The 25,893-nt window shown below is 61.5% G+C and carries 26 protein-coding genes; 21 read left to right on the top strand and 5 right to left on the bottom strand.

Features of this window, described 5'->3' with window-relative positions:
• Nucleotides 1–74 precede the first annotated feature (74 nt).
• From Q0J75_RS06360 to Q0J75_RS06335, 6 genes are all read left to right on the top strand, one after another.
• Nucleotides 75–932: a transporter substrate-binding domain-containing protein gene (locus Q0J75_RS06360; RefSeq protein WP_297198358.1), complete on the top strand. Its 858-nt coding sequence runs from the start codon at nucleotides 75–77 to the stop codon at nucleotides 930–932.
• Between the two features lie 341 nt (nucleotides 933–1,273).
• The gene (locus Q0J75_RS06355) at nucleotides 1,274–1,945 is read left to right on the top strand and encodes an amino acid ABC transporter permease (RefSeq protein ID WP_297198355.1); all 672 of its coding nucleotides are present in this window, start codon (nucleotides 1,274–1,276) and stop codon (nucleotides 1,943–1,945) included.
• A 14-nt stretch (nucleotides 1,946–1,959) separates the two neighbouring features.
• Entirely contained in the window at nucleotides 1,960–2,745 is a 786-nt protein-coding gene (locus Q0J75_RS06350; protein WP_297198352.1) for an amino acid ABC transporter ATP-binding protein, read from the top strand.
• A gap of 313 nt (nucleotides 2,746–3,058) precedes the next feature.
• A complete protein-coding gene (locus Q0J75_RS06345; RefSeq protein ID WP_297198349.1) occupies nucleotides 3,059–3,412 on the top strand; it encodes a hypothetical protein in 354 nt (117 codons plus the stop codon).
• Between the two features lie 44 nt (nucleotides 3,413–3,456).
• On the top strand, nucleotides 3,457–4,209 hold the full coding sequence (locus Q0J75_RS06340) for a peptidoglycan recognition protein family protein (RefSeq protein WP_297198346.1): 753 nt from the start codon (nucleotides 3,457–3,459) through the stop codon (nucleotides 4,207–4,209).
• A 25-nt stretch (nucleotides 4,210–4,234) separates the two neighbouring features.
• The gene (locus Q0J75_RS06335; RefSeq protein ID WP_297198343.1) at nucleotides 4,235–4,426 is read left to right on the top strand and encodes a hypothetical protein; all 192 of its coding nucleotides are present in this window, start codon (nucleotides 4,235–4,237) and stop codon (nucleotides 4,424–4,426) included.
• Between the two features lie 46 nt (nucleotides 4,427–4,472).
• Here Q0J75_RS06335 and Q0J75_RS06330 read toward each other — a convergent pair whose 3' ends face one another.
• Nucleotides 4,473–5,573: an LCP family protein gene (locus tag Q0J75_RS06330; protein ID WP_297198341.1), complete on the bottom strand. Its 1,101-nt coding sequence runs from the start codon at nucleotides 5,571–5,573 to the stop codon at nucleotides 4,473–4,475.
• Nucleotides 5,574–5,654: 81 nt separating this feature from the next.
• A complete protein-coding gene (locus Q0J75_RS06325) occupies nucleotides 5,655–5,999 on the bottom strand; it encodes a hypothetical protein (RefSeq protein WP_297198338.1) in 345 nt (114 codons plus the stop codon).
• A gap of 166 nt (nucleotides 6,000–6,165) precedes the next feature.
• Between Q0J75_RS06325 and Q0J75_RS06320 the strand changes: the two genes are divergently transcribed.
• The 4 genes from Q0J75_RS06320 (at nucleotide 6,166) to Q0J75_RS06305 (ending at nucleotide 10,572) form a co-directional block, all read left to right on the top strand.
• Nucleotides 6,166–7,212, top strand: coding sequence for an ABC transporter substrate-binding protein (locus Q0J75_RS06320; RefSeq protein WP_297198335.1), 1,047 nt, complete (start codon nucleotides 6,166–6,168; stop codon nucleotides 7,210–7,212).
• The gene (locus Q0J75_RS06315; RefSeq protein WP_297198330.1) at nucleotides 7,187–7,981 is read left to right on the top strand and encodes an ABC transporter permease; all 795 of its coding nucleotides are present in this window, start codon (nucleotides 7,187–7,189) and stop codon (nucleotides 7,979–7,981) included. The genes Q0J75_RS06320 and Q0J75_RS06315 overlap by 26 nt, the downstream gene beginning before the upstream one ends.
• Nucleotides 7,978–8,553 (top strand): ATP-binding cassette domain-containing protein, encoded by a 576-nt coding sequence (locus Q0J75_RS06310; protein ID WP_297198328.1) that lies wholly within the window; start codon nucleotides 7,978–7,980, stop codon nucleotides 8,551–8,553. Before Q0J75_RS06315 ends, Q0J75_RS06310 begins: the two co-directional genes overlap by 4 nt.
• A 99-nt stretch (nucleotides 8,554–8,652) precedes the next feature.
• The gene (locus tag Q0J75_RS06305; RefSeq protein WP_297198325.1) at nucleotides 8,653–10,572 is read left to right on the top strand and encodes an LTA synthase family protein; all 1,920 of its coding nucleotides are present in this window, start codon (nucleotides 8,653–8,655) and stop codon (nucleotides 10,570–10,572) included.
• A gap of 51 nt (nucleotides 10,573–10,623) precedes the next feature.
• Here Q0J75_RS06305 and Q0J75_RS06300 read toward each other — a convergent pair whose 3' ends face one another.
• Genes Q0J75_RS06300 through Q0J75_RS06290 form a run of 3 tightly spaced genes read right to left on the bottom strand, consistent with a single transcriptional unit; the run spans nucleotide 10,624 to nucleotide 14,922 of the window.
• Nucleotides 10,624–12,987 (bottom strand): transglutaminase-like domain-containing protein, encoded by a 2,364-nt coding sequence (locus Q0J75_RS06300; RefSeq protein ID WP_297198322.1) that lies wholly within the window; start codon nucleotides 12,985–12,987, stop codon nucleotides 10,624–10,626.
• Nucleotides 12,984–13,985 carry a DUF58 domain-containing protein gene (locus Q0J75_RS06295; protein ID WP_297198319.1) on the bottom strand — a complete coding sequence of 334 codons (1,002 nt, stop codon included), beginning with the start codon at nucleotides 13,983–13,985 and terminating at the stop codon, nucleotides 12,984–12,986. Before Q0J75_RS06295 ends, Q0J75_RS06300 begins: the two co-directional genes overlap by 4 nt.
• A 4-nt stretch (nucleotides 13,986–13,989) precedes the next feature.
• Nucleotides 13,990–14,922 carry an AAA family ATPase gene (locus Q0J75_RS06290; protein WP_297198317.1) on the bottom strand — a complete coding sequence of 311 codons (933 nt, stop codon included), beginning with the start codon at nucleotides 14,920–14,922 and terminating at the stop codon, nucleotides 13,990–13,992.
• Nucleotides 14,923–15,230: 308 nt separating this feature from the next.
• Here Q0J75_RS06290 and rimP point away from each other — a divergent pair, with 308 nt between their 5' ends.
• The 11 genes from rimP (at nucleotide 15,231) to Q0J75_RS06235 (ending at nucleotide 25,791) form a co-directional block, all read left to right on the top strand.
• Nucleotides 15,231–15,686 carry a ribosome maturation factor RimP gene (gene rimP, locus Q0J75_RS06285; protein ID WP_297198314.1) on the top strand — a complete coding sequence of 152 codons (456 nt, stop codon included), beginning with the start codon at nucleotides 15,231–15,233 and terminating at the stop codon, nucleotides 15,684–15,686.
• A 48-nt stretch (nucleotides 15,687–15,734) separates the two neighbouring features.
• Nucleotides 15,735–16,898, top strand: coding sequence for a transcription termination factor NusA (gene nusA / locus Q0J75_RS06280; RefSeq protein WP_297198310.1), 1,164 nt, complete (start codon nucleotides 15,735–15,737; stop codon nucleotides 16,896–16,898).
• Nucleotides 16,899–17,038: 140 nt separating this feature from the next.
• Entirely contained in the window at nucleotides 17,039–17,314 is a 276-nt protein-coding gene (locus tag Q0J75_RS06275; protein ID WP_297198308.1) for an RNase P modulator RnpM, read from the top strand.
• Nucleotides 17,307–17,840 carry a 50S ribosomal protein L7 gene (locus Q0J75_RS06270; protein ID WP_297198305.1) on the top strand — a complete coding sequence of 178 codons (534 nt, stop codon included), beginning with the start codon at nucleotides 17,307–17,309 and terminating at the stop codon, nucleotides 17,838–17,840. Before Q0J75_RS06275 ends, Q0J75_RS06270 begins: the two co-directional genes overlap by 8 nt.
• 115 nt (nucleotides 17,841–17,955) lie before the next feature.
• On the top strand, nucleotides 17,956–20,325 hold the full coding sequence (gene infB / locus Q0J75_RS06265; RefSeq protein WP_363315714.1) for a translation initiation factor IF-2: 2,370 nt from the start codon (nucleotides 17,956–17,958) through the stop codon (nucleotides 20,323–20,325).
• Nucleotides 20,326–20,848: 523 nt separating this feature from the next.
• Entirely contained in the window at nucleotides 20,849–21,259 is a 411-nt protein-coding gene (locus Q0J75_RS06260; protein WP_297198299.1) for a hypothetical protein, read from the top strand.
• A gap of 41 nt (nucleotides 21,260–21,300) precedes the next feature.
• A complete protein-coding gene (gene rbfA, locus Q0J75_RS06255) occupies nucleotides 21,301–21,690 on the top strand; it encodes a 30S ribosome-binding factor RbfA (protein ID WP_297198296.1) in 390 nt (129 codons plus the stop codon).
• A 5-nt stretch (nucleotides 21,691–21,695) separates the two neighbouring features.
• Nucleotides 21,696–22,646: a DHH family phosphoesterase gene (locus tag Q0J75_RS06250; RefSeq protein WP_297198293.1), complete on the top strand. Its 951-nt coding sequence runs from the start codon at nucleotides 21,696–21,698 to the stop codon at nucleotides 22,644–22,646.
• On the top strand, nucleotides 22,639–23,523 hold the full coding sequence (truB, locus tag Q0J75_RS06245) for a tRNA pseudouridine(55) synthase TruB (RefSeq protein ID WP_297198289.1): 885 nt from the start codon (nucleotides 22,639–22,641) through the stop codon (nucleotides 23,521–23,523). Before Q0J75_RS06250 ends, truB begins: the two co-directional genes overlap by 8 nt.
• A 6-nt stretch (nucleotides 23,524–23,529) precedes the next feature.
• Nucleotides 23,530–24,441 carry a riboflavin biosynthesis protein RibF gene (gene ribF, locus Q0J75_RS06240; RefSeq protein ID WP_297198286.1) on the top strand — a complete coding sequence of 304 codons (912 nt, stop codon included), beginning with the start codon at nucleotides 23,530–23,532 and terminating at the stop codon, nucleotides 24,439–24,441.
• A 30-nt stretch (nucleotides 24,442–24,471) separates the two neighbouring features.
• The gene (locus tag Q0J75_RS06235; protein ID WP_297198283.1) at nucleotides 24,472–25,791 is read left to right on the top strand and encodes a DUF1576 domain-containing protein; all 1,320 of its coding nucleotides are present in this window, start codon (nucleotides 24,472–24,474) and stop codon (nucleotides 25,789–25,791) included.
• Nucleotides 25,792–25,893: the final 102 nt, after the last annotated feature.

The following is a 25,893-nucleotide window of genomic DNA, read 5'->3' as shown; positions in this document are numbered from 1 at the left end:
TCCTCTTTACAATAATGCTTTAGTGTGGTAACATACGAAAGCAACCACGACATATACGGTTTGGAGGAATGTACATGAAACGCAGATGGACTGCTCTGGCTCTTGCGCTGGGCCTGACTGTCTCCCTGACCGCCTGCGGCAGCGGTACCACCGGCGCCGCCAACACCCCTGCGGGAGGCAACAATGAAGGCCCTGCCGGCAATTCCAATACCCCTGCCGCCGAGAGCGATCTGGCCTATGTGAAGGAAAAGGGCGCCCTGGTGGTAGGCATCACCGAGTTTGAGCCAATGGACTATCAGAACACCGACGGAGAATGGGTTGGCTTTGACGCCGACATGGCTAAGGCCTTTGCCGAGAGCCTGGGGGTGGAGGTCCAGTTCCAGATCATCGACTGGGACAATAAGGTGATGGAGCTGGACGGCAAGACCATCGACGTGGTGTGGAATGGTATGACCCTGACCGATGGGGTCACCTCTGCCATGGAGTGCACCAACGCCTACTGCAACAACGCCCAGGTAGTGGTGCTCCCCGCCGATCTGGCTGAGCAGTATCCCGACGTCGCCAGTATGAGCGACTTGAACTTTGCTGTGGAGTCCGGCTCCGCCGGTCAGGCCCAGGCGGAGGCCAACGGCTTCACCTATACTGAGGTTGTGGACCAGGCCACCGCCGTGTTGGAGGTCAGCTCCGGCACCGCCGATGCCGCCATCATCGACTCCCTGATGGCGGGGGCCATGGTGGGTCCGGGCACCAGCTACGCCGATCTCACCTATACCATCCAGCTCAACAGCGAGGAGTACGGCGTAGGCTTCCGCAAGGGCTCCGATCTGGCCCAGGAGCTGAACCAGTTCTTTGTGGACAGCTATGCCGACGGCACCATGACCCAGCTGGCCGAGACCTACGGCGTCCAGGCCGCTCTGATCCCGCAGGGATAAAACTGCTTTCCAACCAGTCCCTAAAAAGAAGAACGGTTATATTTTTGTTCGGTTTGTTGAAAAGCTTCTCTTGTAAGGGAGCCTCGCAGAGTTCCGCCGCCCGCAGGCGGCGGAATCAAATCAAAATCCGTCCTTTCCGGGGACATGTGCCTCGGAAAGGACACTTCTCATGACGGATGAGGTGACAATTTCGCAAGAAATCGAACCCCATCCGTCATGCAACCCTTTGTCTAAAAAGACCTACAGGTCTTTTTAGACAGCCTCAGCAGAGAACAGTTGCGTTCTCTGCTTTTGGCCGGTTTACGCCCTTGAAACACTTTGACTAAAGGTAGGTTCCGCCTATGTTTCTCACGGTCATCGGGGCCCTGAACGAGGGCTTTCTCCAGACGCTGAAGCTGTTCGCGGTCACGCTGATCGGCGCCATCCCCCTGGGGCTGGTGGTCTCCTTCGGCTCCATGAGTTCCTTTTTGCCCCTGCGCTGGCTGACCAAAACCGTGGTGTGGATCATCCGGGGCACGCCGCTGATGCTCCAGCTCATCATCATCTTCTACATACCCGGCTATGTGCTCCCCGGCGGCAGTCCATGGCCCAGCGGCGAGGGAGGGCGGTTTCTGGCCTCCGCCGTGGCCTTCATCATCAACTACGCCTGCTACTTCTCCGAGATCTACCGAGGCGGCATTCAGGGCGTGCCGGTGGGCCAGCAGGAGGCAGGCCAGGTATTGGGCATGACCAAAAGCCAGATCTTTTTCCACGTCACCCTGCTGCAAATGGTCAAGCGCATTGTGCCCCCCATGTCCAATGAGATCATCACCCTGGTGAAGGACACCTCTATTGCCCGCATCATCTCCATGCAGGAGATCATCTGGGCGGGCTACGCCTTCCTGAAGGGCTCCCACGGCTATTCCGGCCTGCTGTGGCCCCTGTTCTTCACCGGTGTGTACTATCTGGTTTTTAACGGGGCCCTCACCCTGCTCTTTGGCTGGGTGGAGAAGAAGCTGGCCTATTTCCGCTGAAAGAAGGTGCTGAAATGGCGATTTTGGACGTACAGAACATTGAAAAACATTTCGGCGCCACCCGGGTGCTGGAGGACATCAGCTTTTCCCTGGAGCAGGGACAGGCTCTGGCCATCATCGGCTCTTCCGGTTCGGGCAAGACCACCCTGCTGCGGTGCCTCAACTTTTTGGAAACCCCCAACCAGGGCCGTATCCTGGTTAATGGGGAGACCCTTTTTGACGCCGCCGACCCTGCCACCCAGCGGGAGGCCGAGGTGCGGAAAAAGCGGCTCCACTTTGGGCTGGTGTTTCAGTCCTTCAATCTGTTTCCTCAGTATACCGCTCTGGAGAACGTGACCCTGGCCCCCCGGTTGCTGGCCCAGGAGCGGCCCGACTTCAAGCAGAATAAAAAGACGATTTTGGAACAGATCCAGGCCGAGGGTCAGGAGCTGCTCCAAAAAATGGGCCTCAGCGACCGGGCCGGTCATTTCCCCTGCCAGCTCTCCGGCGGTCAGCAGCAGCGGGTGGCCATTGCCCGGGCCCTGGCCCTGAAGCCGGATATCCTCTGCTTTGACGAGCCTACCTCCGCTCTGGACCCGGAGCTCACCGGCGAGGTGCTCAAGGTCATCCGCGCGCTGGCCGAGCAGAAGACCACCATGATTATCGTCACCCACGAGATGGCCTTTGCCCGGGATGTGGCCGACCAGGTGATCTTTATGGATGGCGGCGTCATTGTGGAGCAGGGGCCCGCCCGGCAGGTCATCGAGTGCCCCAGAGAGGAACGGACCCGTCAGTTTTTGTCCCGCTATTCCGAGAATTGAAAAGTGGCTGAAAGCGTGGTATCATAACAAAGATGCTACGTTTCGGGCTGTTGAAAGACCTCCTCTATCAGGAAGCCTCGCAGAGTTCCGCCGCCCACAGGCGGCGGAATCCGATAAAAATCCGTCATTTCCGGGGACATGCGCCTCGGAAATGACACTTCTCATGGCGGGTGGGGTGACAATTTCGTCAGAAATCGAACCCCATCCGTCATGCAGCCCTTTGTCCAAAAAGACCTTTCGGTCTTTTTGGACAGTCTCAAGCGTGGTATCATAACAAAGATACCACGCTTTTCAGCTGCAAGGAGTTGACACCATGGATCAGGACCTGTTTTTACCGGTGCTGTCCCACTTTGAAAACGATAATTTCTGGACCGCTAGCGCCGGGCGGATGCGCTACCGGGTGGACCCGGTAAAGGGGGAGGGGGATACCCCGTCCTCCCTGACCGCCCAGGTGTGGGAGGGGCCCTGGCGGCTCCAGGACAGCACGGTGGAGGAGACCACCGCCTTTCCCATGACGGAAGAGGGACTGGAGGGGCTGCGGGACTGGGTGCTGGCCTGGCAGGAGAAGATCAACGCCCGCCCGCCCAGAAGCGTGGCCGAGACCATCCAGGCCAGAGACGCCCGCCGGGCGGCGCTGGCGGCGGAGGAGGCGGAGCGGCCGGAATGAACGCTGGACGGGGATGCGCATAGGATGACCGGGAGGGGTTGCCAATGCGCATCACAGAGCATATTCTCACCAACAGCGACTGCTACAAGGCAGGGCGCACCATCAAGCCCAAAGGGATCATGGTCCACTCCACCGGGGTGGCCCAGCCCGACGTCAACATCTTTCTCAAAGCCTGGGACAAACCGGGGGCCAACGCCTGTGTCCACGCCATCGTTCACCGGGAGGGGGTCACCGAGACCCTGCCCTGGAACTGGCGGGGGTGGCACGCCGGCGGCGCCGCCAACAACACCCACATCGGCTTTGAGATTCTGGAGCCCGCCGGACACACCTATGCCGGCGGCACCATGATCGGTTATGATCCAGTGAAAAACCAGGCCTATTTTGACACGGTCTACCGCAACGCGGTGGAGCTGTGCGCCTATCTGTGCCAAACCTACGGCCTGGACCCGGAGAAGGATATCATTGACCATGCGGAAGGCTGTAAGCTGGGCCTGGCCACCAACCACAGCGATGTGGGGCACTGGTTTCCCAAGCATGGCAAAAGCATGGACACCCTCCGCGCCGATGTAAAGGCGCTGCTGAAGGGGGGTGAACCGGAGATGACACAGGCGCAATTTGACGCCGCCCTTGCCGCCTATGAGAAGGAACGCTCCGCCCAGACGGTGAGCGACTGGGCTAAGGAGGCCTGGAAGAAGGCCAAGGACGCGGGGCTGTTTGACGGCACTGCCCCCGGCGCTCCCCTGACCAGGGAGCAGGCCGCTCTGCTGCTGGAGCGGCTGGGGCTGCTGAAACAATAATTGGAAACTGAGGAGGACGTGTAACATGACCTGGGGAACCTACTATTTCTTTTACGAGTGCCCGCAGTGCGGGAAGAAGTACCGCTATGAGCTGGAGTTTGCCTCCGAGCCTGAGTTCGGCTTCTGCCCGGACTGCCAGGTAATGGGCACCTTTGTGGGAGAGACCAAGGACAACAAGCAGGGCGAGGACAAATTCGCGGATTACGAGTTTGTATAAGCCGGTTAAAATGAGAAAAGGACGCCTTCCGGCGTCCTTTTCTCATTTAATCGTATCGTTTGGCGGTGCCGCTCTGGGTGATGTCCAGCATATCGGCGGTAATATCGGTGGTGTAGGGGTTGAGGCCGGAGGTGTTCACAATATCCAGCACCTTGTCGGGGTAGAGCTCATAGCACCAGGTCCATCCCTTGTAGGTCACGGCACCGTCCCCCGGCAGGGAGGTGGTGGTCACGTTGTCAAAGTCAAAGCTCAGCCCCTTGTCGGCGAAGAAGGCTAAGTCGGACAGCTTCAGGTCGGTCTCTACATTTTCCATAAAAATATCATAGTAGGTGGGCAGGTTCAGAGGCTGGGAGACAGCCTTTTTCAGTACCGCCATGATGAGCTCCCGCTGAGTCTTGGTGCGGCCGATGTCGGCGTCGGGATAGGCGTCATAGATGTTGTTGGGGTACCGGCCCCGGCCGTCAGAGTTTTTCCGGCAGCGGGCCACCTTCAAAGCGTCGGTGCCGCTGAGATATTGCATCCCCGGCTCAAAATGGATATACAGGTTCTGGCTGGGGTCGTCATAGGACATGTGGACAGGTACGTTGAAGTTGATCCCCCCCACCGCATCTACCAGCCGGACAAAGCCCCTGGTGTTTACCTTCACGTAGAAGTCGATGGGAAAGCCCACGATCTTCTGGACTTCCTCTTTCAGAGCGTCGATGCCGTTGTAGGGGTACATACTGCATAGCTTGTAAAAGTGTTTTCCCTTGGCGGTCACACCTTCCACCAGGGTGTCCCGTGGGATGGAAACCATGGCCATGGTTTGGTTCACTGTGTCATAGGTGGCCACGATCATGGTGTCCACATTGCCGCTGGACTGGTCGCTGGCACACAGCAGGAAGGTGTAGGTGTACTCCTTCCGCTGGCGGACAGGCTGGGCGCTCTGGCTGGGGGTGGGGGAGGGGTCGGCCAGGGCCACGCCGGCACTCTCTGCCGGAGGCGGGGTCTCCTGAGTGATCTTGGGGGGCTGGGCCAGCAGACGGAAGGCTCCGTACGCGATCACGATCAGGGCCGCCAAAATCACCAGCAGGACAAACAGGATGCGCAACACCCGCCTGCCGGGGGACAAGGGCGCTTTGCTCTTTTTCATCAGTCGTTTGGCCATGGGAGACCACGCCTTTCTTTGGTAACATCCGCTATTTCCTGCGGTCATATTTTATTAGACGGCATAAAAGGGCAAAAGGTTTTACAGAATTCGACTTTTTATTCCCCCCGACTCTTGCCCCACAAAGCGGCTGCGGATGCTGAGGGTGGCGGCGGTAAGGGCGTTGACCGCCCCCAGCAGCTCCACCAGCAGTTGATTCTGCCGGGCCAGCTCCTCCAGCACCCGGTCCATGTAGGGGCCGCCACCAGGGGCGGGAGCGGGGCCGGGGCAGTTTCCCCAGCAGGGGACGGGATGTATGTACCGCTTCATTTCCGGCTCCTCCGGCTGAGGGCGCTCCATCGGTCCCTGGCGGCTCTGGGCCAGGATGGCGGCGGCCCGCTGCCGGGCTGCCTGGTCCCGGGCGTGCTGATTGATGGGTTGATTCATCGGAAAATCCCTCCTGTTCTCCCCATCCTATGCGCCTGGGACCCGGCCGGTCCTTCCGGCACAGAATTGGGGAAATTGCCCGTTGACATTTCTGGGGGACATGGTACACTAAACTGGACCGTACAGAGGGCAGACCCTCCGACGGCAGAGAAAGGAACGAGATACCATGAAGAAGAAACTGCTTGCACTGGGCCTGACTCTGGCCCTGGCGCTGGGCCTGACTGCCTGCGCCTCCAATACCGATTCCCAGGAGAGTACCCCTCCCGCCGAGACCACTCCGGCCAGTGAGACTACTCCCCAGAACAGCGAGACCCCCACTTTGGAGGGGACCGATATCAACCTGGGCCTGCTCAACGGCCCCACCGGCATGGGAGCTGCCAAGCTGCTGGCCGACAACGACGCCGGTGAGACGGTGAACCACTACACGGTGACCATGGGCTCCGACCCGGCCAACGACATTGTGCCCAAGCTGAACAGCGGGGAGCTGGATATCGCCGCCCTGCCCACCAATGTGGCCGCCAACCTGTACAACAAGACGGGCAACATCCAACTGCTGGCCCTCAATACCCTGGGTGTGCTCCACATTCTGGAGAATGGCGACACCGTCCATTCCCTGGTCGACCTGTCCGGTAAGACCTTGTACGCCATCAACCAGGGCACCAACACCGAGTATGTGCTGGACTACCTGCTGACCCAGAACGGCCTGGACCCGGACACCGACGTGGACATCCAGTGGAAAACCAGCGAGGAGGTCACCTCTCTCATGGCCTCCGGTGAGATCGACCTGTGCATGCTTCCCGTCCCCGCCGCCACCACCGTGCTGATGCAGAATACCGATGTGCGGGACGCGGTGGACCTGAGCGACGCATGGACTCAGTCCGGCGCCTCCGGTACCTTTACCATGGGCTGCGTGGTGGTGCGTACCGAGTTTGCCCAGGAGCACCCTGAGGCTGTGAACGCCTTCCTCACTGAGTATGAGGCCTCCATCAACTACATCAAGGACAACCCGGAGGAGGGCGGCCAGCTCATCGAGCAGTACGGCATCGTACCCAAGGCCGCCATCGCCACCGCCGCCATCCCCCAGGCCAACATGATCTTTAGCGCCGGAGAAGATTTGAAGACCATCTCCAGCTACTATGAGGTGCTCTTTGCTGCCGACCCCACTTCGATCGGAGGTTCCATCCCCGATGACGCCTTCTACTACATCCCGTAATTCAACTGGAATCAAAATCCTGCGAGCTGTCATACCCCTGGCCTTCTGGCTGGGGGTTTGGCAGCTTGCGGCGTTTTTGGTGGACCTGCGCACCAGCGGACACGGGGCCCTGCTGCTCCCTGCCCCCATGGTGGTGGCCGGGCGGCTGCAAGTCCTAGCGGTCCAGCCCGCCTTCTGGCAGGCGGCGGTTGTGACCCTGGGCCGGATTTTTGCCGGTTTTGCGGCGGGGGCGGCAGCGGGCGCGGTGACTGCGGCGGCCACCTCTGCCTTGAAAGGGGCGGACTGGGTGCTCACCCCGGCGGTGAAGGTGATCCGGGCCATCCCGGTGGCCTCCTTTATTGTGCTGGTGCTGCTATGGGCTCCCTCTGCCGGGTGGGTGCCCGCCATTGTGTCCGGGCTCATGGTGCTGCCGGTGCTGTGGGGCAACGTTAGCAAGGGGGTGGCCCAGACCGACCCCCTGCTGCTGGAGGCTGCCCGGGCCTACCGCTTTGGCCGGGGCAAGACCCTTCGGCTGGTGTACCTGCCCTCGGTGCTCCCCTATTTTGCCAGCGGCTGCGCCACCGGCCTGGGGCTGGCCTGGAAGGCGGGGGTGGCCGCCGAGGTGCTGTGCCAGCCCAAGCTGGCCATCGGCACCCAGCTCTACCGGGCCAAAATCACCTTGGAGACCCCCGACCTCTTTGCCTGGACGGCGGTGGTTATTGTGCTGAGCTTTTTACTGGAGTATGCCATGGGCCTTCTGTTCCGACGGCTGGGAGGGAGTAAACCGTGATATCCGTCCAAGAAATTACCGTTTGTTTTGGGGAAAAAGTGGTGCTGGACCACTTCTCTCTGGAACTGCCGGAAAAGGGAATCACCGCCCTGTCCGGCCCCTCCGGATGCGGCAAGACCACCCTGCTGCGGGTGCTGGCGGGGCTCCAGCCCGTGCAGCAGGGGACCGTCACCGTCCCCCAGCCGCCGGTGATGCTCTTTCAGGAAAACCGGCTGCTGCCCTGGCGGACGGTGGAGCGGCACATCACCGATGTGCTGCCCAAAAGCCGCCGGGGAGAGGTCTCCCGCTGGCTGGCTTTGGCTGAACTGGAGGGGGAGGAGAAGCAATTCCCCCCAGCCCTGTCCGGCGGCATGGGCCGGCGGCTGGCCCTGGCCCGGGCCCTGGCCTGTGGAGGCAAGCTCTTTCTGCTAGACGAGCCCTTTACCGGGGTGGACGCCCCTCGGGCAGCCCGGATGGTGGAGCGAATCCGTCAGCTGGGGGTGCCGGTGATTTTGTCCAGCCATGAGGCGGAGGTAGTGGCCCTGTGCGACCGGGTGATCTCCTTGAAGGGGCCGCCGCTGGTGCGGGTCTGAATCTTACCGTTTGTTGAAAAAAGGCGGAAGTGCGTTGCACTTTTGCCTTTTTGTGATAAAATGAAGGACATCAATTTTCTGTAAAGGCAGCGGAATGTTATGAGCGATCCCATCCACACCCCTGAAATTCTGGAAGCGCCCTCTGACCCGGCGCCTACCCCCCAGCAGAAGCAGCGCTTCAAGCTGAAATGGCCCAAGCTCACCATGACCGCCCGGCAGTACTGGTGGACCACCATGGTGCTGCTGGCGGTGGTGCCCCTGCTCTCCTTCACCCTGGTGGAGCACCTCAACTACAACGACCCGTGGAAAGATTTTACCCCCGCCCAGATCGTGCTCAATCTGGTGTGGTATTATTTGGGGGAACTGTTCTTTTATTTCCTCCGGGGCCGCCGCAGCGGCGCGGTGAAGTTGGGGCTGGGTATTGCCTGGGGCTTCGGCTGTGCCAACCACTACCTCATCGCTTTCCGGGGCCGCACCCTCTTTCCGGGGGATTTCCTCAGCCTGGGCACCGCCGCCAACGTGGCGGGCAACTATGATTACAGCCTGTCCCAGCGGCAGATCGTTACGCTGGTCATCATGGTGGCCGTGATCCTGGCCATGAAGACGTTGCCCGACGAGCCCCGGAAAAAGTTCTCCTGGAAGGTGTTTCTTCCCTCGGCAGGTGTGACCGCGGTCTTTCTGGCAGTGTTTTTCGGCACCAGTCTGGTGGAGAAGCTGGGCATTGAGCCCTCCATGTGGACCACCCGGGGCAACGGCCTGTTTCTCAATTTCTCCGTGTGCATGAAGTACATGAAGGTGGAGAAGCCGGACACCTATTCTCAGGAGACGTTAAACACACTGGGAGAAGACTACACCAGCGACGACCTGTCGGTCATGGCGGTAAACCCCGACGGCACCACCCGCCCGGTGAACGTCATTGTCATCATGAACGAGTCCTTTTCCGACCTGAGCGTGCTGCCGGGGGTGGAGACCAACCAGGACGCCATGCCCTTCCTCCGCTCCTTAAAGGAGAATACCATCAAAGGCTACGCCTATTCCTCCGTGTTTGGCGGTACCACCGCCAACTCTGAGTATGAGTTCCTCACCGGCAACACCACCGCCTTCCTGCCTGCCGGAACGGTACCCTATCAGATGTATGTCTCCGACGGGGACCCCACCCTGGTGAGTCAGATGAAGGCCCTGGGCTACCGCACGGTGGCCGCCCACCCCTACCGCTCCTCCGGCTGGAACCGGCCCGCCGTTTATGCTAACTATGGCTTTGACGAGGTGTACTTTGAAAGCGATTTCCAGAACCGCACCTACATGCGGGGGGATGAAAAGAGCGGATACGTCACCGATCAGTGCGACTATGAGAATCTGATCCGGCTGTATGAGGAGAAAAAGGAGGGGGAGCCCCTGTTCCTTTTCAACGTCACCATGCAGAACCACTCGGGCTACCAGATGCCATGGACCAATCTGCCCCGGGAGGTGTGGCTTACCGGAGATTTGGAAAATCACTTCCAGACGGTAAACCAGTATCTGTCTCTCATCTACCAGAGCGATCAGGCCTTGGAGTACCTCATCCACTATTTCTCCCAGGTGGAGGAGCCCACCATGATCTTGATTTTCGGAGACCACCAGCCCCAGGTGGCTACCAACTTCTACACCGATGTGCTGGGTACTGCTCCCGACACCGCCCTGGCCCAGAAAAAGCAGATGGTGCCCTTCGCCCTGTGGGCCAACTATGACATCCCAGAGGCGGAGGGGGTGGAGCTCTCTCTCAACTATCTGTCCTCTTTGCTGGTAGACACCGCCAATCTGCCCATGACCGGGTATCAGAAGTTTCTGACCAGGCTGCGGGAGACGGTACCGGCGGTGAACACCGTGGGTATTCTGGATGCCGGCGGGACCTGGTACGGGGAGAACGAGGCGTTGCCCGCCGATTTGGAAGAGGCGATAGAAACTTACAAGGTCCTTCTGTACAACAACATTTTTGATAAGTCCAACCGGCTGGAGAACTTTTTCAGCCTCGCGGAATAAACGGCAGCGCCCCCGGAGGAATTTTCCTCCGGGGGCGCTGTGTTGATTGGCTTAACATAGTCCAAATACATACCGGCACAGGAGCTTCTTGTACCAGGGCAGGGTTTTGTCCACCTGAAGGGCGGCGGCATGAGCAGCGTCTACCGCTGTCCGGCGCTCCTCCTCGGTCAGGGTATGGGGGCTGAACTGGGCTTTTTTGGCCAGCTTGGCCACCTCCTCCGGCATTGGTCCGCCCCAGCGCGTCAGCCGGGACAGGTAAAGGTAGGCAGCGATGACTGCCTGGTTGGTGCTCTCCTGCCGGAATTTTTTCTCCCGCCGGACCCGGCCAATGGCCCGCCGGACAGGGAAGGCCAGAAGGACCAGCACCGCCGCTACGGGGATCAGAATGATCCGCAGGTCCAGAGGCTGGGTCTCAGTAACCGGTTGCTCTGTGCTGTCAGGGGCGGCGGAGGGCTTGGCGCTGGCCTGAGGGGTCTGGGTAGCGGTGGGGGCAGGCGTGGCGGTAGGTGTGGGGGTGGGTTCCGCTGTGCCGCTCTGGCCGGGATTGCTGCCGGCATAGGCGGGGGTGACCTCCACCGGCTCCCAGCCGTAGCCATCCAGATAGATTTCCACCCAAGCGTGGGCGGCGGAGTCGGGGACGGACACTTTGCCGGAGTCGGGCACGTCGGCCACATAGCCCGTTACATACCGGGCGGGGATACCCATGGTCCGCAGAATCAGAGTGGCGGCGGAGGCAAAGTGCATACAGTAGCCCCGGCGGCTTTCGGTCAGGAAGTAGGACACAAAATCCTCCCCTTCCGGGGTGACAGGGACCTCTGGGTCGTACTCTGCCAGACCGTCCAGATAGGCGGCCACAATTTTGGCCATGGCAAGCCGGAAGGCGTTGTTCTGAAGCGTGCGGTCCCCAGGCAAACGGCCATAGAGCAGATCCATATATTCCCGGTAAGCGGCATTATCTGCCCCGCCGGGCAGGCTGCCCTCCATATCGGTAGCCAGGTCCTGAACCACAGCATCGACGGCGTCCACTGCGTCGATATCCACGGCCAGATAGGAACTCTGATAGACAAAACTGGCGTAATTCTCTTCTGCAAGGGTAACCGCGTTTGGCAGCTTCGCCCTGGACAGGGGATCGCAGTCAGGCTGGATGTATACTGTGTGGGTCCATACATCATCCGCCCGGGCCAGGTAGGAGTCGTACACAAATTTAGCCCCGCTGAGTTCATCGGGCAGGGAGAGAATGTGGTAGGGGACGTACACATACCCCGGATCGGCCCCCACGTTGCGGATGGTGACCTTGGCGTAGTCCTTGTCGGGGAAGGTGTTCCGGTCTGCCAGGGCGGGGAAGTTCATGGGCTGCCAGCCATCCAGGGTGGGAGAGAGAATGGCGGACTGGGCATAGGCCTGGTCCACTGGCTCCCAGATCAGACTCAAATAATCAAACTCATCCAACGGTTCCCAGCTGTTGTCGTCATACACCGCGCTGGAAAAGCCCCGCAGGTAGATGCGCCCCCGCAGGTCGGTCTCCACCTCCAGCACCGTCCGGCCGGAGAAGTCCAGAGGGCCCGCGTCAGACAGGAACACCTTGCCGTCGGCGTCGGTGAAGGAGCCGCCGCTCCCAAAACCGAAAGGCCCCTTGCCGCTGAACAGGGTCACATCCAGATCGGATACCCAGTTGTTGATGGAGTCCAGGGCATCATCAGCCCACCGGGGGCGCTGATAATCCCCCTGGGGCATGGACAGATTGAGCAGAGCCAGCAGCAGAGCTACAGAAGGGAAGGCCAGCAGGGTGAGCCGGGCCGCCCCCCGCCGGTCCCAGCGGCGGGCCAGAGTACCCAGCCCCATCACGCACCAGGCCAGGATCAGAGCCATCAGGGGCATCCAGGCCGGGGTCACTGAGATGCACAGGGGGAGCAGCGGAAAGGGGGCGGTGAGCAGAAAAGATGCGGCACAGGAGGGGAAGCGGATCACCGTCAAGGCCAGCAGCAGCCCCAGCACCACGCCCGCCATCAGGGCCAGGAAGGTGGCCGACCATATCCATACATAGGCGGGCAGATGCTGGATGGGTTCGATGAAGCCGTCCAGCTCCAGGCTGGTACACACCGTGTTGACCACGGCGCAGCGCAGGGCGATCTCACCCCGCTGAAAGACCTCCAGAAACTGCCACACTGTCACCCCTGCCAGCCCCAGCACTGCCGCCATGCCAACCAGCATCCAGCGGGTGGGCAGGGCGCAGAGAAAGGTGTACAGCGCTGTCAGCAGGGCGCAGCCCCCCAGTATGAGAAGGGGAGGGGGTGTGAGCCCCACGGCGGTGAGGAAGGAGCACAGAGCGCCAAAGAGCAGCAAAAAGAGGAGCAGGCTGCCGCTGAGCAGCTCCAGGGGCCGGGGGCGGCCTCTGGGGGGATATCTGTGTTTCATCGTCCCCCTCCTTCCACGCCCTCGGTTGTCACATGGAAATGGCGTACCCGGCCCGGCCCGCCGGGCAGCCGGAGCGCGCCGTCCAGAATGGAGCGGCCCTCCAGCGGGGCGGGGGTGGAGAAGGCCAGCTCCAGGCAGGCCAGCAGAGCGGTTTCGCTGTCCACCGCCCGGTCCTCCGTTACTCCGGTGGCGGGGGCTGCCCACTGGATGTGGTGGGGCCTGTCCTGCTCCAAAAGCCAGCGGGACAGGGCGCACAGCTGGGTAAAGGTGCGGTCCAGCACCTCGGGAGTGCCGAAGTGGTCGTAGGTGACCACAATGGCGGCCTGTTGGGGCTCCAGAGTCTCCCGCACCACCAGCTCGTCCAGTTTGGAGGACAGCTTCCAGTGGACCGAGCGCAGGGGGTCCCCCGGCCGGTACTCCCGCAGGTCATAGTCCTCTCCGGGACCGCCGCCAGGCCGGGGACGGAGCACCGCCCCGTCATTCTGACCGCCGGTGAGATCCTCCCCCTGCTCCAGCTCCAACCGGGGCGGCAGCACCAATACGGCCCCCTCCAGGCCTTGACGTACCGGCAGGGGAAAGAGACCCAGCAGGTCACAGCTCCACACCCCTGCCGCCCGGCACACCAGCCGGCCGCAATGGGAGGCGGTCACTGTCAGGGAAACCGGCTCCTGAAGGCCCACATCCATCCAGCTCCGGTCGGTCTCGCCGGTGAGCTGGTTGGTCCACACCAGCCTGGCCCGGAGGCGGATCAGCGGAAAGGGGGAGGGATTGTGCAGCGTGATCTGAAAGACCGCCTGCTCGCCCTGGGTAGCGGTGGGACTTTGAGGGAGCACCAGCAGACTGCTGCCCACCAGCCCTGGCAGGGAGAGCAGCAGGGAGAGGATGGGCAACACCAGGATCAGTACCAGTACAAAGGTGGACAGGTAGAAGCGGAAAAAAATCTGGAAGAGAACCGCTGCGCCCACCAGAACCACATAGAAAATCCGACGGCTGACCATGGCCTCACCCGATCTTGGGGGGCGGGACCTGACCCAGAATCTCCGCCGCCGGGTCAAAGCCGCCGCTGGTTTCTGCCCGGGGGGAAAGGAGCAGCCGGTGGGTCACCACGTCGGAAAAAACCATGGACACGTCCTCAGGGTTCACATAGTCCCGGCCCAGCACCAAAGCGGCCGCCTTGGACATGGCGGTAAGGGCCAGGGAAGCACGGGGACTGGCTCCCTGGACGATCATGGGGTGGCTGCGGGTAGCGTTAATCAGCCGAATGATATAGTCCAGCACCTGGTCGGAGAGATACACCCGGTCTGCCTGGTCCCGCAGGTCGGCCAGACCGGACAGGTCCATGACCTGGCGCACCTGGTCCAGGGGATTGCCCCCCTGCTTGCGGCGCACCATGTCCAGCTCGTCTGCCGGGGCGGGGTAGCCGATGGACAGCCGCACCATGAACCGGTCCATCTGGGAGTCGGGGAGCAGCTGGGTGCCCGAGGCCCCCGCCGGGTTTTGGGTGGCGATGACCAGGAAGGGCTGGGGCACCGGATGGCTTACCCCGTCCACCGTGACCTGTCCCTCCTCCATGGCCTCCAGCAGGGCGGACTGGGTGCGGCTGGTGGCCCGGTTGAGCTCGTCGGCCAGAAACAGATTGCACAGCACCGCGCCGGGCTGGTACTCCATGGCGCCGGTGGCCTTGTTGTAGATGGAAAATCCGGTGATGTCTGAGGGCATCACATCGGGGGTAAACTGTACCCGGTTGTATTTCAGACCCAAAGCCTTGGAAAAGGCCAGGGCCATGGTGGTCTTGCCCACGCCGGGGATATCCTCCAGCAGAATATGGCCCCGGGCCAGAATGGCCAGCAGCACCTTGGCCAGCACGTCGTTTTTGCCTACCACTGCTTTCTGGACCTCGCTCAGAATCTCCAAAGCAGCCTTGTTTCCCGTCATATTGTCCTCCTTTCCGGGCGTTTTCCCCGTCCGGTGGATTGTATCGTCGATGGAAAGGAATTTACTTAGCATTATTGTAGCAAAGTGGAGGGTTATGTCAATCAGAAAATAGAACCGGCCTGTCCTGTGAAGTGGAACTGCTTTATCCAAGGGAAAAATCGCCCCACCCCCTTGCAACAAGGGATATTTTATGGTATAGTACAAACGATAGTAGTAGAGGTATGGTGAGAGTGGGGTTGCGGCTCCGCTCTTTCTTATTGAAAAAACAGGGTATGTAAAATGTTTACAGCCCTTGCCGGAGGTAGCGTATGGCCAAGGTAACAGAGCTGGTATCCGCGCTGGCCGCCCCCCTGGTGGAGGAGGCCGGCTGCACCCTGTGGGACGTGGAATATGTCCGGGAGGCCGGGCAGTGGTTCCTGCGGATCTATATTGATAAGGAGGGGGGCGTCTCCATCAACGACTGCGAGGCGGTGAGCCGCCCACTGTCCGACGCCCTGGACGAGGCCGACCCCATCGAGGGCAGCTATGTGCTGGAGGTGTCCTCCGCCGGTGCCGACCGGCCTCTGAAGAAGCCGGAGCACTTTGCCCAGTTTATGGGCAGCGAGGTGGAGGTGCGCCTCTACCGGGCCATGGATGGCCGGAAGGACCACGTGGGGGTGCTGTCCGGCTATGAAAACGGCAACGTGACCATTGAGACAGGGGCGGGCCCCAAGACCTTTGAAAAGAAGGATGTGGCCCAGACCCGGCTGTATGTGAGGATTTGACGCATCGGGCGGTTGTGCCCGGATGAGAGTGCAAGGAGTAAGAAGATTATGCCGAAGAAAAACGCCAAAGCGCAGAAGACCAACGAGCTGGACGGCAAGGAATTTTTCGCTGCCATCAATTTGATTGAGAAGGAAAAGGGCATTCCCAAGTCCTATATGCTGGAGAAGATCGGCCAGGCGCTGGTGTCCGCCTACAAGCGGGACCACGAGACTGCCGGTGACAACATCGTGATGGAGGCCGATGAGGAGGCCGGTACCGTCCGTATGTTCGTCAAGAAGGACGTGGTGGAAGAGGTGGATAACCCCTGCACCGAGATGAGCCTGGAGATGGCCCGCAGCAAGATCCCCCAGGCCCAGCTGGGGGATGTGATCCGCATCGAGATCAAGACCCGGGACTTTGGCCGCATCGCTGCCCAGACCGCCCGCCAGGTCATTATTCAGGGGATGCGGGAGGCCGAGCGGGGTATGGTGTACGACGAGTTCTCATCCAAGGAGCATGAGATCCTCACCGGCGTCATCACCCGCATTGATCCCCGCTCCGGCTCCGCCAGCCTGCGCATCGGCTCGGGCAGCGAGGCCACCGAGGCCTTCCTGGCCGCTGGCGAGCAGGTCAAGGGGGAGGAGTATGTGGAGGGCATGCGCCTGCGGGTGTATGTGGTGGAGGTCCGCCGTTCCACCAAGGGCCCCCAGGTCCTGATTTCCCGCACCCATCCCGGCCTGGTAAAGCGGCTGTTTGAGATGGAGGTACCCGAGATCTACGACGGCACTGTGGAGGTCAAGTCCATCGCCCGTGAGGCGGGCAGCCGCACCAAGCTGGCCGTCTGGTCCGCCGACCCCAACGTGGACCCCATCGGCGCCTGCGTGGGTCCCCGTGGCCAGCGGGTCAACAACATTGTGGAGGAGCTGCGGGGCGAGAAGGTGGATATCGTCAAGTGGTCGGAGGACCCCGCCCAGTACATCGCCGCCGCCCTGTCCCCCGCCGACGTGCTCAGCGTGGAGATCCATGAGGAGGGCAAGACCTGCCGGGTGGTGGTGCCCGACGATCAGCTCTCCCTGGCTATCGGCAAGGAGGGTCAGAACGCCCGGCTGGCCGCCAAGCTGACCGGCTGGAAGATCGACATCAAGCCCGCTTCCGCCCCCGCCGACGAGGTGCCGGAGGAGGAAGAGGACGTCATCCTGGAGGACGAAACCGAGACTCAGAGCGAGGAGTAAACTGTTCCCCAGACGGGGCCCCCGCCAAAGCCCAGCGCAGCGGGTTTGGCGGGGAGAGGAGGCACAGCGGAACGAGTGAGCTTTGCCGGATACGGCGAAGCGAGGGATATGGAGCTTGTGCCGACGAGGAGGCGAGAAAAATGCCCAAGAAAATTCCCATGCGCCAATGCGTGGGCTGCCGGGAGATGAAGCCCAAAAAGGAGCTGATCCGGGTGGTGAAGAGCCCGGAGGGGGAGGTCTCTCTGGATTTTAAAGGGAAGAAGCCGGGCCGGGGGGCCTATGTGTGCCCCGACGAGGCCTGTCTGAAGCGGGCCCGGAAGGCCAGGGCGCTGGAGCGGGCCTTTTCCGCCCCCATGCCCGACGAGGTATACGAGGCCCTGGAGCAGCAGATGCGGGAGGGGGAGCAGGATGGATAGCGTACTGCATCTGTTGGGTATCGCCCGCAAGGCGGGCCGGGTGGAGGTGGGCGAGGAGCCGGTAGGCGCCGCCGCCCGGGCCCATCAGGCCAAGCTGATCCTCACTGCCTGCGATGGGGCGGACAACAGCCTGCGCCGGGCAGCCCACTTTGCGGAGACCGGCAAGGTACCTTGCCTGACTACCCCCTATACCAAGGGCGGCTTGGGGAGCGCGGTGGGCCGGTCGGCCTGCACCATGCTGGCCCTTACCGATGTGGGGCTGGCTGCTGCCATTGCCGCCAAGCTGGCCCAGGCCGACCCGGAGGGGTGCGGCCCTGCCGCCCAGCAGCTGAAGGCCCAGTCGGAAAAGGCTCTCCAGCGGCAGAAGGAGCAGCGGGCCCACGAGAAGAATCTGCAAAAGAAGAACAAGAAGCCCTGGGCCCCGCCGCCAAAAGAGCGGAAAGAGGCACAGCCAGCGCCCAAGGCGAAGAAGCAGGTGAAACGGTTTGCCCCCAAGGGCAGGCTGACCATCAAGAAGCAGCCATGAGCATCCATGGCAGAGACAGATTGGAACGAGCAGGCTTGTTCCAATAAGAAAGCGCAGCGGCCCCGCCGCGTTTTCCTATTGGCGCAAGCCGACCAGTTGGAGGTGGCTTTATTTGCTGAACAACAAGTATCGTGTGCATGAGGTGGCCAAGGATTTCAACAAGAACTCTAAAGAGATCACCGACATTCTGACCAAATACGCGACGGCCCCGAAAAACCACATGCAGCCCCTGAGCGACCAGGAGCTGTCCCTGATTTTTGAGTATCTCACCCAGCACAATCAGGTGGAGAGCATTGAGAGCATCTACGCCGATGTATACCGGGAGCCCAAGGCCGCGCCCAAGGCGGCTCCCGCCGCCAAGGAGGAGCAGCACGCTCCCGCCCAGCAGCAGGGCCAGAAGGGCGGCAAGCCCGCCAAGGAGAGCGCCCAGCCCGCCAAGCCCGCCCCCCAGGCGGAGCAGCCCAAGGCCCAGCAGCCCCAGCAGCAGAACCGTCCCACCACCCGAGTACCGGAGAAAAAGGTAGTGGACACCCGGAAGGGCGGCCAGGTGAACCTGGAGAAGTACGACGAGCGGCTGGAGAACCTGGCCGCCGGCAAGACCAAGCAGATGCAGGCCGGCAAGCAGAAGTTCCAGGGCCGCAACCAGCGCAAGGGCGGCTTCCAGGGCGGCAACAAGCGCCGCCAGGAGGAGCAGGAGAAGATGCGCCGGCTCCAGATGGAGATCGCCAAAAAGACGCCCCTCACCGTCAAGATCCCCGACGAGATCGGCGTGGGCGAGCTGGCCTCCCGCATGAAGAAGACGGGCGCCGAGGTGGTCAAGACCCTGATGAAGAACGGCGTCATGGCCTCCCTGTCCGACGTCATCGACTTCGATACCGCTGCCATCATCGCTGAGGAGCTGGGCTGCAAGGTAGAGAAGGAGATCATTGTCACCATCGAGGAGCGGCTGATCGACACCGCCGAGGACAAGGAGGAGGATCTGCTCCCCCGGGCTCCCGTGGTGGTGGTTATGGGTCACGTCGACCACGGCAAGACCTCTCTGCTGGACTATATCCGCAACGCCCATGTGGCCGCCGGAGAGGCCGGCGGCATTACCCAGCACATCGGCGCCTATCAGGTGGAGGTGGGCGGCAAGCCTATCACTTTCCTGGATACCCCCGGCCATGAGGCCTTTACCGCCATGCGTGCCCGTGGCGCCATGATTACCGACGTGGCCATTCTGGTGGTGGCCGCCGACGACGGCATCATGCCCCAGACGGTGGAGTCCATCAACCACGCCAAGGCCGCCAATATCCCCGTTATCGTGGCCATCAACAAGATGGATAAGCCGGAGGCCAACCCCGAGCGCATCAAGGAGCAGCTCACCAAGTATGAGCTGGTACCCGAGGAGTGGGGCGGCGATACCATCATCTGCCCCATCTCCGCCAAGACCGGTGAGGGCATTGAGAACCTGCTGGAGATGGTCAACCTGACCGCCGAGATGCAGGAACTGAAGGCCAATCCCAACCGCTCCGCCCATGGCGCTGTCATTGAGGCCCGGCTGGACAAGGGCCGCGGTCCCGTGGCCACCCTGCTGGTGCAGAACGGCACCCTCCACCAGGGCGACGTTATCATCGCCGGTACCGCTGTGGGCCGTGTCCGGGCCATGACCAACGCCCGGGGCGAGAAGCTCACCGAGGCCGGTCCCTCTGTGCCTGTGGAGATCATCGGCATGAGCGAGGTGCCCGGCGCCGGCGACGACTTCCACGCCGTGGACGACGAGCGTATGGCCCGTGAGCTGGTGGAGCAGCGCAAGCACGAGCAGAAGATGGCCGCCTCCGCTCCGGTGGGCAAGGTGAGCCTGGAGGATCTGTTCAGCCAGATCAAGCAGGGCGAGATGAAGGATCTGAACATCATCGTCAAGGCCGACGTACAGGGCTCTGCCGAGGCGGTCAAGGCCAGCCTGGAGAAGATCTCCAACGACGAGGTGCGGGTGCGGGTCATCCACTGCGCGGTGGGCGCCATCAACGAAAGCGACGTCATGCTGGCCACCACCTCCAACGCCATCATCGTGGGCTTTAACGTCCGTCCCGACTCCAACGCCAAGGAGACCGCCGCCCGCAATAAGGTGGATATGCGGATGTACCGGGTGATCTACGACTGCATCAACGAGATTGAGACCGCCATGAAGGGTATGCTGGCTCCCAAGTTCAAGGAAGTGGATCTGGGCCAGGCCGAGGTGCGCAACGTGTTCCGTATCACCGGCGTGGGCATGGTGGCCGGCTGCTATGTCACCGAGGGCAAGATGCAGCGGGGCGCCCAGATGCGTCTGCTGCGGGACAATGTGGTCATCTACGACGGTTCCATTGCCTCCCTCCAGCGCTTCAAGGACAGCGTGAAGGAAGTCGCTCAGGGCTACGAGTGCGGCATCACCTTCGAGAAGTTCCAGGATATCAAGGAGGGCGACGTGATCGAGGCCTACCTGATGGAGCAGATTGAAGTGTAATCTGCCAGACTGGAGTGAGAACAGATTTTGCTCTGTCGCCCTCCTTTGGGCCCCGTCGCAGACGGGACGGCGCTTGCGCCGTGCAAGCGTTTTGCCACAGGCAAAACCTTGGCGCAGGGCGAATTCACTTCGCCCGAGCAAGTTTGGATGAGGGGGACCCCAACAATACACCGTATTGTTGGGGAAAGGCGACGTGATCGAGGCCTACCTGATGGAACAGATCGAGGTATAATTTAGAACATTGAAGAACCATACCCATAGAACTGCCTCGCAGAGTTCCGCCGCCTCCAGGCGGCGGAATCAAATGAGAATCAGTCCTTTTCGGGGACATGAGCCTCGAAAAGGACACTTCTCATGACGGACGGGGTGACAATTTCGTAAGAAATCGAACTTCGTCCGTCATGAAGTCTTTTGTCGAAAAAGGCGCTCGCCTTTTTCGACAGCTTAATTGAAACAGACCCGTTCCGTCCCCAAGTCATTTGAGGAGGGGACGGGTCTGTATTGTCTATCAAGGAGGATTTCCATGAGCTGTGTCTACCTGCTGTGTGCCGACCGGCCTATGCCTCTTTGGGAGGCTGGCACCCGGCGGACCCGCACCGCAGGATATGGCAGGGAAGCCATTACTGTGGAAGAGGACGGTTTTTCTGTCCAAGAGCACAGGTATTACCGCCCGGCGGTGGATGAACTGAATCTGCCCATGAAGCCTTGCCGGTATGAGTTGGACCTGCGGGCCACCTGGGAGGACGTCCAGGGGCTGCGGGCCTATTTGACGGCAAACGCTAATCCCAGCGAGCAGGTGGAGCTGTGGTATCTGTGGGTGGGGGATGCCCCCAGCCGGGTACGCCGCTTTTGCGGTCCTCTGTCGGATGTGGCGGTGGACACGTTGGAGCAGCTGGAGGAGTATGCCCCCACCTGCCTCACCATTGAGATCTAAGGAGAGCGGAAGCCCCGCTCCTGTGAAAAAAGGAGAACACTATGGCAAGTAATCGCATTGGACGCATCAACGAGGAGATCCAGCGGGAGATGTCCGCCCTCATCCGCACGGTGAAGGACCCCCGGGTCCACGGCCTGGTGTCCATCACCAGCGTGGACACCACCTCTGATCTGCGTTATTCCAAGGTCTATGTGAGCGTGCTGGACAAGAGCGATGTGAAAGAAGTGGTGAAGGGCCTCAAGTCCGCCGGAGGATACCTGCGGCGGGAACTGGGGGCGGCCCTCAAGCTGCGCTATACCCCAGAGCTGCAATTTGTGGAGGACGACTCCATTGGCAAGGGCGCCCACATTCTGAGCATGCTGCGGGACCCGGAGGTGGTCAAGCCCGCCAATCCGGCCAACGCCCATATTGACCTGGACAGTGAGGAGTAAGCGCTATGACCTATACCGAAGCCGCGGCCTGGCTGAATGCCCATGACCGCTATCTGATCCTGACCCACAAGCGCCCCGATGGGGATACCATCGGCTGTGCCGCCGCCCTGTGCCGGGGCCTGCGGAACTTGGGCAAGACCGCCCACATCTGCCCCGGCACCGAAGAGACCCACCTGTTCACCCCCTACCTGGAGGGCCTGCTGGCTCCCCAGGACTATACACCGGACACGGTGGTCAGCGTGGATATTGCCGCCCGGAGCCTGTTTACCAAATCCGGTCAGCCCTGGCTGGAGCGGGGGATTGACCTGGCCATCGACCACCACCCCTCTCAGGAGTTCTTTGCCAAGGAGACCTGTCTGGATGCCAGTCGGGCAGCCTGCGGAGAGATCCTCTATGAGATCCTCAAAGAGCTGGGGCAGGTGAACGCCGAGACAGCGGTGCCTCTCTATGTGGCGGTGTCCACCGACACCGGCTGCTTCCAGTACGGCAACACCACGGCGGAGACTCACCAGGTGGCCGCCGCCCTGATGGCCACCGGTATCGACGTGTTTCCCCTGAACAAGCGCCATTTCCGCACCAAAACCTGGGCCCGGCTCCAGGTGGAGCGGCTGCTTGTGGAGCGGATGCACCGCTATGAGGACGGCAAGATCGCCGTGGCTCCCGTGTCCCTGGGCCTGATGGACAAGGCCGGGGCCACTGAGGAGGATATGGAGGACATTGCCGCCTTTTTGGGGCAGATCGAGGGGGTGGAGACCTCCGTCACCATCCGGGAGCTGGCCGAGGGGGGCTGCAAGCTGTCCGTCCGCACCAGCGGCGGGCTCAACGCCACCAAGGTGTGCGCCCTGTTAGGGGGCGGCGGTCACGCCGCCGCCGCCGGCTGCACGGTCTCCGGCACTCTGGAGAAGGCGGAGGAGCAGATCCTGGATGCCATCCGGCAGGTGGAAGCCCATGCCTAACGGAGTTCTCATCATCGACAAACCCCAGGATTGGACCAGCATGGATGTGTGCGCCAAGATTCGTGGTATCCTCCATGAGCGGCGGGTGGGCCACGGCGGTACTCTGGACCCCATGGCCACCGGAGTGCTGCCGGTCTTTGTGGGCCGGGCCACCCGGGCGGTGGAGTTTGCCACCGAGGGGAAAAAAGAATATATCGCGGCTTTAAAGTTGGGCGTCATCACCAATACCCAGGATACCACCGGACAGGTGCTGGAGACCCGTCCGGTCCAGGTGGACCGGACCGCTTTGGAGGGGGCGCTGGCCTCCTTTCGGGGGGATATTTCCCAGATCCCTCCTATGTACTCCGCCATCAAGCGGGACGGCAAAAAGCTTTATGAGCTGGCCCGGGCGGGCAAAGAGGTGGAGCGCCCGCCCCGCCCGGTGACCATTTATGCCCTGGAGGTGCTGGACCAGGCCCCGGCGGGGTTTCCCCAGGAGGAGAATACCTGGTACTTGAAGGTGCGCTGCTCCAAGGGCACTTATATCCGTACCCTGTGCCACGACATCGGGCAGGCGCTGGGCTGCGGCGGCAGTCTGTCCGCCCTGCGGCGGACGGAGGCGGCTGGATTTACGCTGGACCGGGCGGTAACCTTGGAGGAGTTGCAGGCATCCCCAGACCCGGCGGCCCTGCTGGCCCCGGTGGACGGCTGTTTTGGGGAATATCCCGCCGTGACCATTGGGGCGGGGGCGCTGAAAAAGGCCAAAAACGGCAGCCCTTTTTCCTGTAAAGCCATGGATGGTATCTGGCGGGTATACGGTCCAGACGGGGACTTTCTGCTGCTGGGCCGGTGTGCCGGCGGCATAATGACCACCATCAAAAGCTTTTTCGAGGTGTGATAGACAGTGAACGGGACAGAGACAAGACGTGTGATCGCCCTGGGCTTTTTTGACGGCGTCCACCTGGGCCATGGGGCTCTGCTGCGACGGGTGGGGGAGAAGGCCGCCCAGCTGGGGGCCATTCCGGCGGCGGTCACCTTTGACACCCATCCGGAAAATCTGATCCTCAAGGCCCCGGCGGTGCCTCTGCTCAGCTCTCCCCTGGACCGGGCGGAGCTGATGCGTCGGTATTACGGCATCCGGGACGTGATCGTGGCCCATTTTGACGAGCGGATGATGCACCTGCCCTGGCGGGAGTTTGTCACCGACTATCTGGTGAAAGAGCACGGGGCGGTCCATCTGGTGGCTGGTCACGACTTCCACTTCGGCTACAAGGGGGAGGGCAACCCGGACCGGCTCCAGGCCCTGTGCCAGGAACTGGGCATCGGCTGCGATATTGTGCCCAAGGTGACCCGGGATCAGATCACTGTTTCCTCCACCTACATCCGTACCCTGGTGGCCCAGGGGGAAATGGAACGGGCCAACGAGTTTCTGGGTCACCCCCACACCCTCACCGACACGGTGGCCCACGGTAAAAAGCTGGGGTCGACCCTGGGCTTTCCCACGGTGAACCTGCGGTTTCAGCCGGGGGTGCTCATTCCCGCCTATGGGGTGTACGCCACCCGGGTGTGGTTTGCCGATGGCGACAGCCGCCTGGCGGTAACCAACGTAGGGGTGCGCCCCACGGTGGACGACGGCGACCGGGTGACGGTGGAGGGCTTTATTCTGGATTTCAGCGGCAATCTGTACGGACAGACCGTGCGCATGGAGTTTTACAAACGCCTGCGGGGAGAGCGGAAGTTCGAGAGCCTGGAGGAACTGAAGAGAGAAGTCATGCGTAACGCGGAACAGACCAGAGCTTATTTTGACGGCCTGTAATACGGCTGCCCATCCGAAAGGGGACACCATATGCGCTACCACAAGATCTATCCCGCCACCATCTGCTTTTGTGCTTATCTGATCGCCATCGGCGTGGTTTTGGGGGATCCCGCCCAGATCCTGCCCGGCCTTTGGAAGATCATTCTCACAGAGGACGCGTTGATAACCGACTATATCAAGATCGCGGGTATCGGCGCCGCCTTTGTTAACGCAGCCCTGGTCACCCTCATCAGTCTGGGTATCCTCCACTTGAGTAAGGACCCGCTCAACGGCTATACCATGGTGGAGATCGGTCTGATGGCTGGCTTTGCGCTCTTCGGCAAGAACATCGCCAACATCTGGCCCATCATCTTCGGTACCTTCCTGTACGCCAAGGTTCGCCGGGAGGAGTTCGGCAAGTACGCCTCGGTATCCCTGCTGGCCACCTCGCTGTCACCGGTGGTGAGCTATGTGGCCCTGGACAACGGTTGGGGCAACATCTGGTGGGCCATTCTCATCGGCGCCATCATCGGCTTTGTACTGCCCCCTCTGTCCGCCTATACATACAAGATCCAGAACGGCATGAACCTGTACAACATGGGCTTTGCCTGCGGCCTGCTGGCCACCATTCTGGTGCCGGTGATGACCTCCCTGGGTGCACGGCCCACCGTGGCCCACCACTGGGCCACCGGCTATAATCTGGAGCTGGGAATCTGCCTGGGCGGGCTGTGCCTGGTGCTGATCGTCATTGGTTTGTGGTTCAGCGGGCGGCCGGTATGGGCCGCCTGGGCGGGCTACCGGCGGCTGCTGCTCACCACCGGCCGGGCTCCCAGCGATTACCTGCGTATGTTCGGCGCGGCGCCTACTCTGGTCAATGTGGGAGTTAACGGTTTCATCGGTACGGCCTTTATCCTTGCTACCGGCGGCGATCTGAACGGCCCCACTCTGGGCGGTATTTTTACCATCATGGGCTTCTCCGCCTTCGGCAAGCACGCCCGCAACATCATCCCCATCATGCTGGGTGTGGTACTGGGCAGCTTCTGTATGCATTGGAGCATCAACGACAGTGCCGTGCAGCTGGCGCTGCTCTTCGGTACCACTTTGGCTCCCATCTCTGGCTACTTTGGCTGGCCCTTCGGCGTCGTGGCTGGCTTCCTCCACTCCTCGGTGGTGCTGCGGGCCGGAACCCCGGTGGAGGGCTTCAACCTGTACAACAACGGCTTTTCCGGCGGCCTGCTGGCCATCGTGCTCTATCCCATCATCACGGAGGCCATCCGCCACCGCCGTCCCGAGCTTCAGGACGAGGATTACTTCGACGCCTTCGAACAGGACAGTCCTATCGTTCCGCCCCCCATCTCCAAAAAGCATTAAAAAAAGCCTGTATCCCACGGGATACAGGCTTCAGCCTGTCGAGAAACCCGGTTTATGCATCAAGTATAAGCCGGGTTTCTGGCGTATAGAGGCCAAAGAAGT

It is taken from the genome of uncultured Flavonifractor sp., from assembly GCF_944385615.1.
In the GTDB taxonomy this organism is placed as follows: domain Bacteria; phylum Bacillota; class Clostridia; order Oscillospirales; family Oscillospiraceae; genus Flavonifractor.
This window is presented reverse-complemented; position numbering and strand designations above follow the sequence as displayed.

Bases quoted from the DNA above. Each gene is read 5' to 3' on its own strand.
- Q0J75_RS06275 (WP_297198308.1), top strand. From the start codon at position 17,039: ATGCCCAAGAAAATTCCCATGCGCCAATGCGTGGGCTGCCGGGAGATG.
- Q0J75_RS06330 (WP_297198341.1), bottom strand. From the start codon at position 5,573: ATGGCCAAACGACTGATGAAAAAGAGCAAAGCGCCCTTGTCCCCCGGC.
- Q0J75_RS06345 (WP_297198349.1), top strand. From the start codon at position 3,059: ATGGATCAGGACCTGTTTTTACCGGTGCTGTCCCACTTTGAAAACGAT.
- Q0J75_RS06250 (WP_297198293.1), top strand. From the start codon at position 21,696: ATGACCTATACCGAAGCCGCGGCCTGGCTGAATGCCCATGACCGCTAT.
- Q0J75_RS06335 (WP_297198343.1), top strand. From the start codon at position 4,235: ATGACCTGGGGAACCTACTATTTCTTTTACGAGTGCCCGCAGTGCGGG.
- truB (WP_297198289.1), top strand. From the start codon at position 22,639: ATGCCTAACGGAGTTCTCATCATCGACAAACCCCAGGATTGGACCAGC.
- rimP (WP_297198314.1), top strand. From the start codon at position 15,231: ATGGCCAAGGTAACAGAGCTGGTATCCGCGCTGGCCGCCCCCCTGGTG.
- Q0J75_RS06355 (WP_297198355.1), top strand. From the start codon at position 1,274: ATGTTTCTCACGGTCATCGGGGCCCTGAACGAGGGCTTTCTCCAGACG.
- Q0J75_RS06325 (WP_297198338.1), bottom strand. From the start codon at position 5,999: ATGAATCAACCCATCAATCAGCACGCCCGGGACCAGGCAGCCCGGCAG.
- Q0J75_RS06295 (WP_297198319.1), bottom strand. From the start codon at position 13,985: ATGGTCAGCCGTCGGATTTTCTATGTGGTTCTGGTGGGCGCAGCGGTT.
- Q0J75_RS06260 (WP_297198299.1), top strand. From the start codon at position 20,849: ATGAGCTGTGTCTACCTGCTGTGTGCCGACCGGCCTATGCCTCTTTGG.
- Q0J75_RS06340 (WP_297198346.1), top strand. From the start codon at position 3,457: ATGCGCATCACAGAGCATATTCTCACCAACAGCGACTGCTACAAGGCA.
- Q0J75_RS06235 (WP_297198283.1), top strand. From the start codon at position 24,472: ATGCGCTACCACAAGATCTATCCCGCCACCATCTGCTTTTGTGCTTAT.
- Q0J75_RS06305 (WP_297198325.1), top strand. From the start codon at position 8,653: ATGAGCGATCCCATCCACACCCCTGAAATTCTGGAAGCGCCCTCTGAC.
- Q0J75_RS06350 (WP_297198352.1), top strand. From the start codon at position 1,960: ATGGCGATTTTGGACGTACAGAACATTGAAAAACATTTCGGCGCCACC.
- Q0J75_RS06360 (WP_297198358.1), top strand. From the start codon at position 75: ATGAAACGCAGATGGACTGCTCTGGCTCTTGCGCTGGGCCTGACTGTC.
- Q0J75_RS06300 (WP_297198322.1), bottom strand. From the start codon at position 12,987: ATGAAACACAGATATCCCCCCAGAGGCCGCCCCCGGCCCCTGGAGCTG.
- Q0J75_RS06270 (WP_297198305.1), top strand. From the start codon at position 17,307: ATGGATAGCGTACTGCATCTGTTGGGTATCGCCCGCAAGGCGGGCCGG.
- nusA (WP_297198310.1), top strand. From the start codon at position 15,735: ATGCCGAAGAAAAACGCCAAAGCGCAGAAGACCAACGAGCTGGACGGC.
- Q0J75_RS06290 (WP_297198317.1), bottom strand. From the start codon at position 14,922: ATGACGGGAAACAAGGCTGCTTTGGAGATTCTGAGCGAGGTCCAGAAA.
- rbfA (WP_297198296.1), top strand. From the start codon at position 21,301: ATGGCAAGTAATCGCATTGGACGCATCAACGAGGAGATCCAGCGGGAG.
- Q0J75_RS06315 (WP_297198330.1), top strand. From the start codon at position 7,187: ATGACGCCTTCTACTACATCCCGTAATTCAACTGGAATCAAAATCCTG.
- Q0J75_RS06320 (WP_297198335.1), top strand. From the start codon at position 6,166: ATGAAGAAGAAACTGCTTGCACTGGGCCTGACTCTGGCCCTGGCGCTG.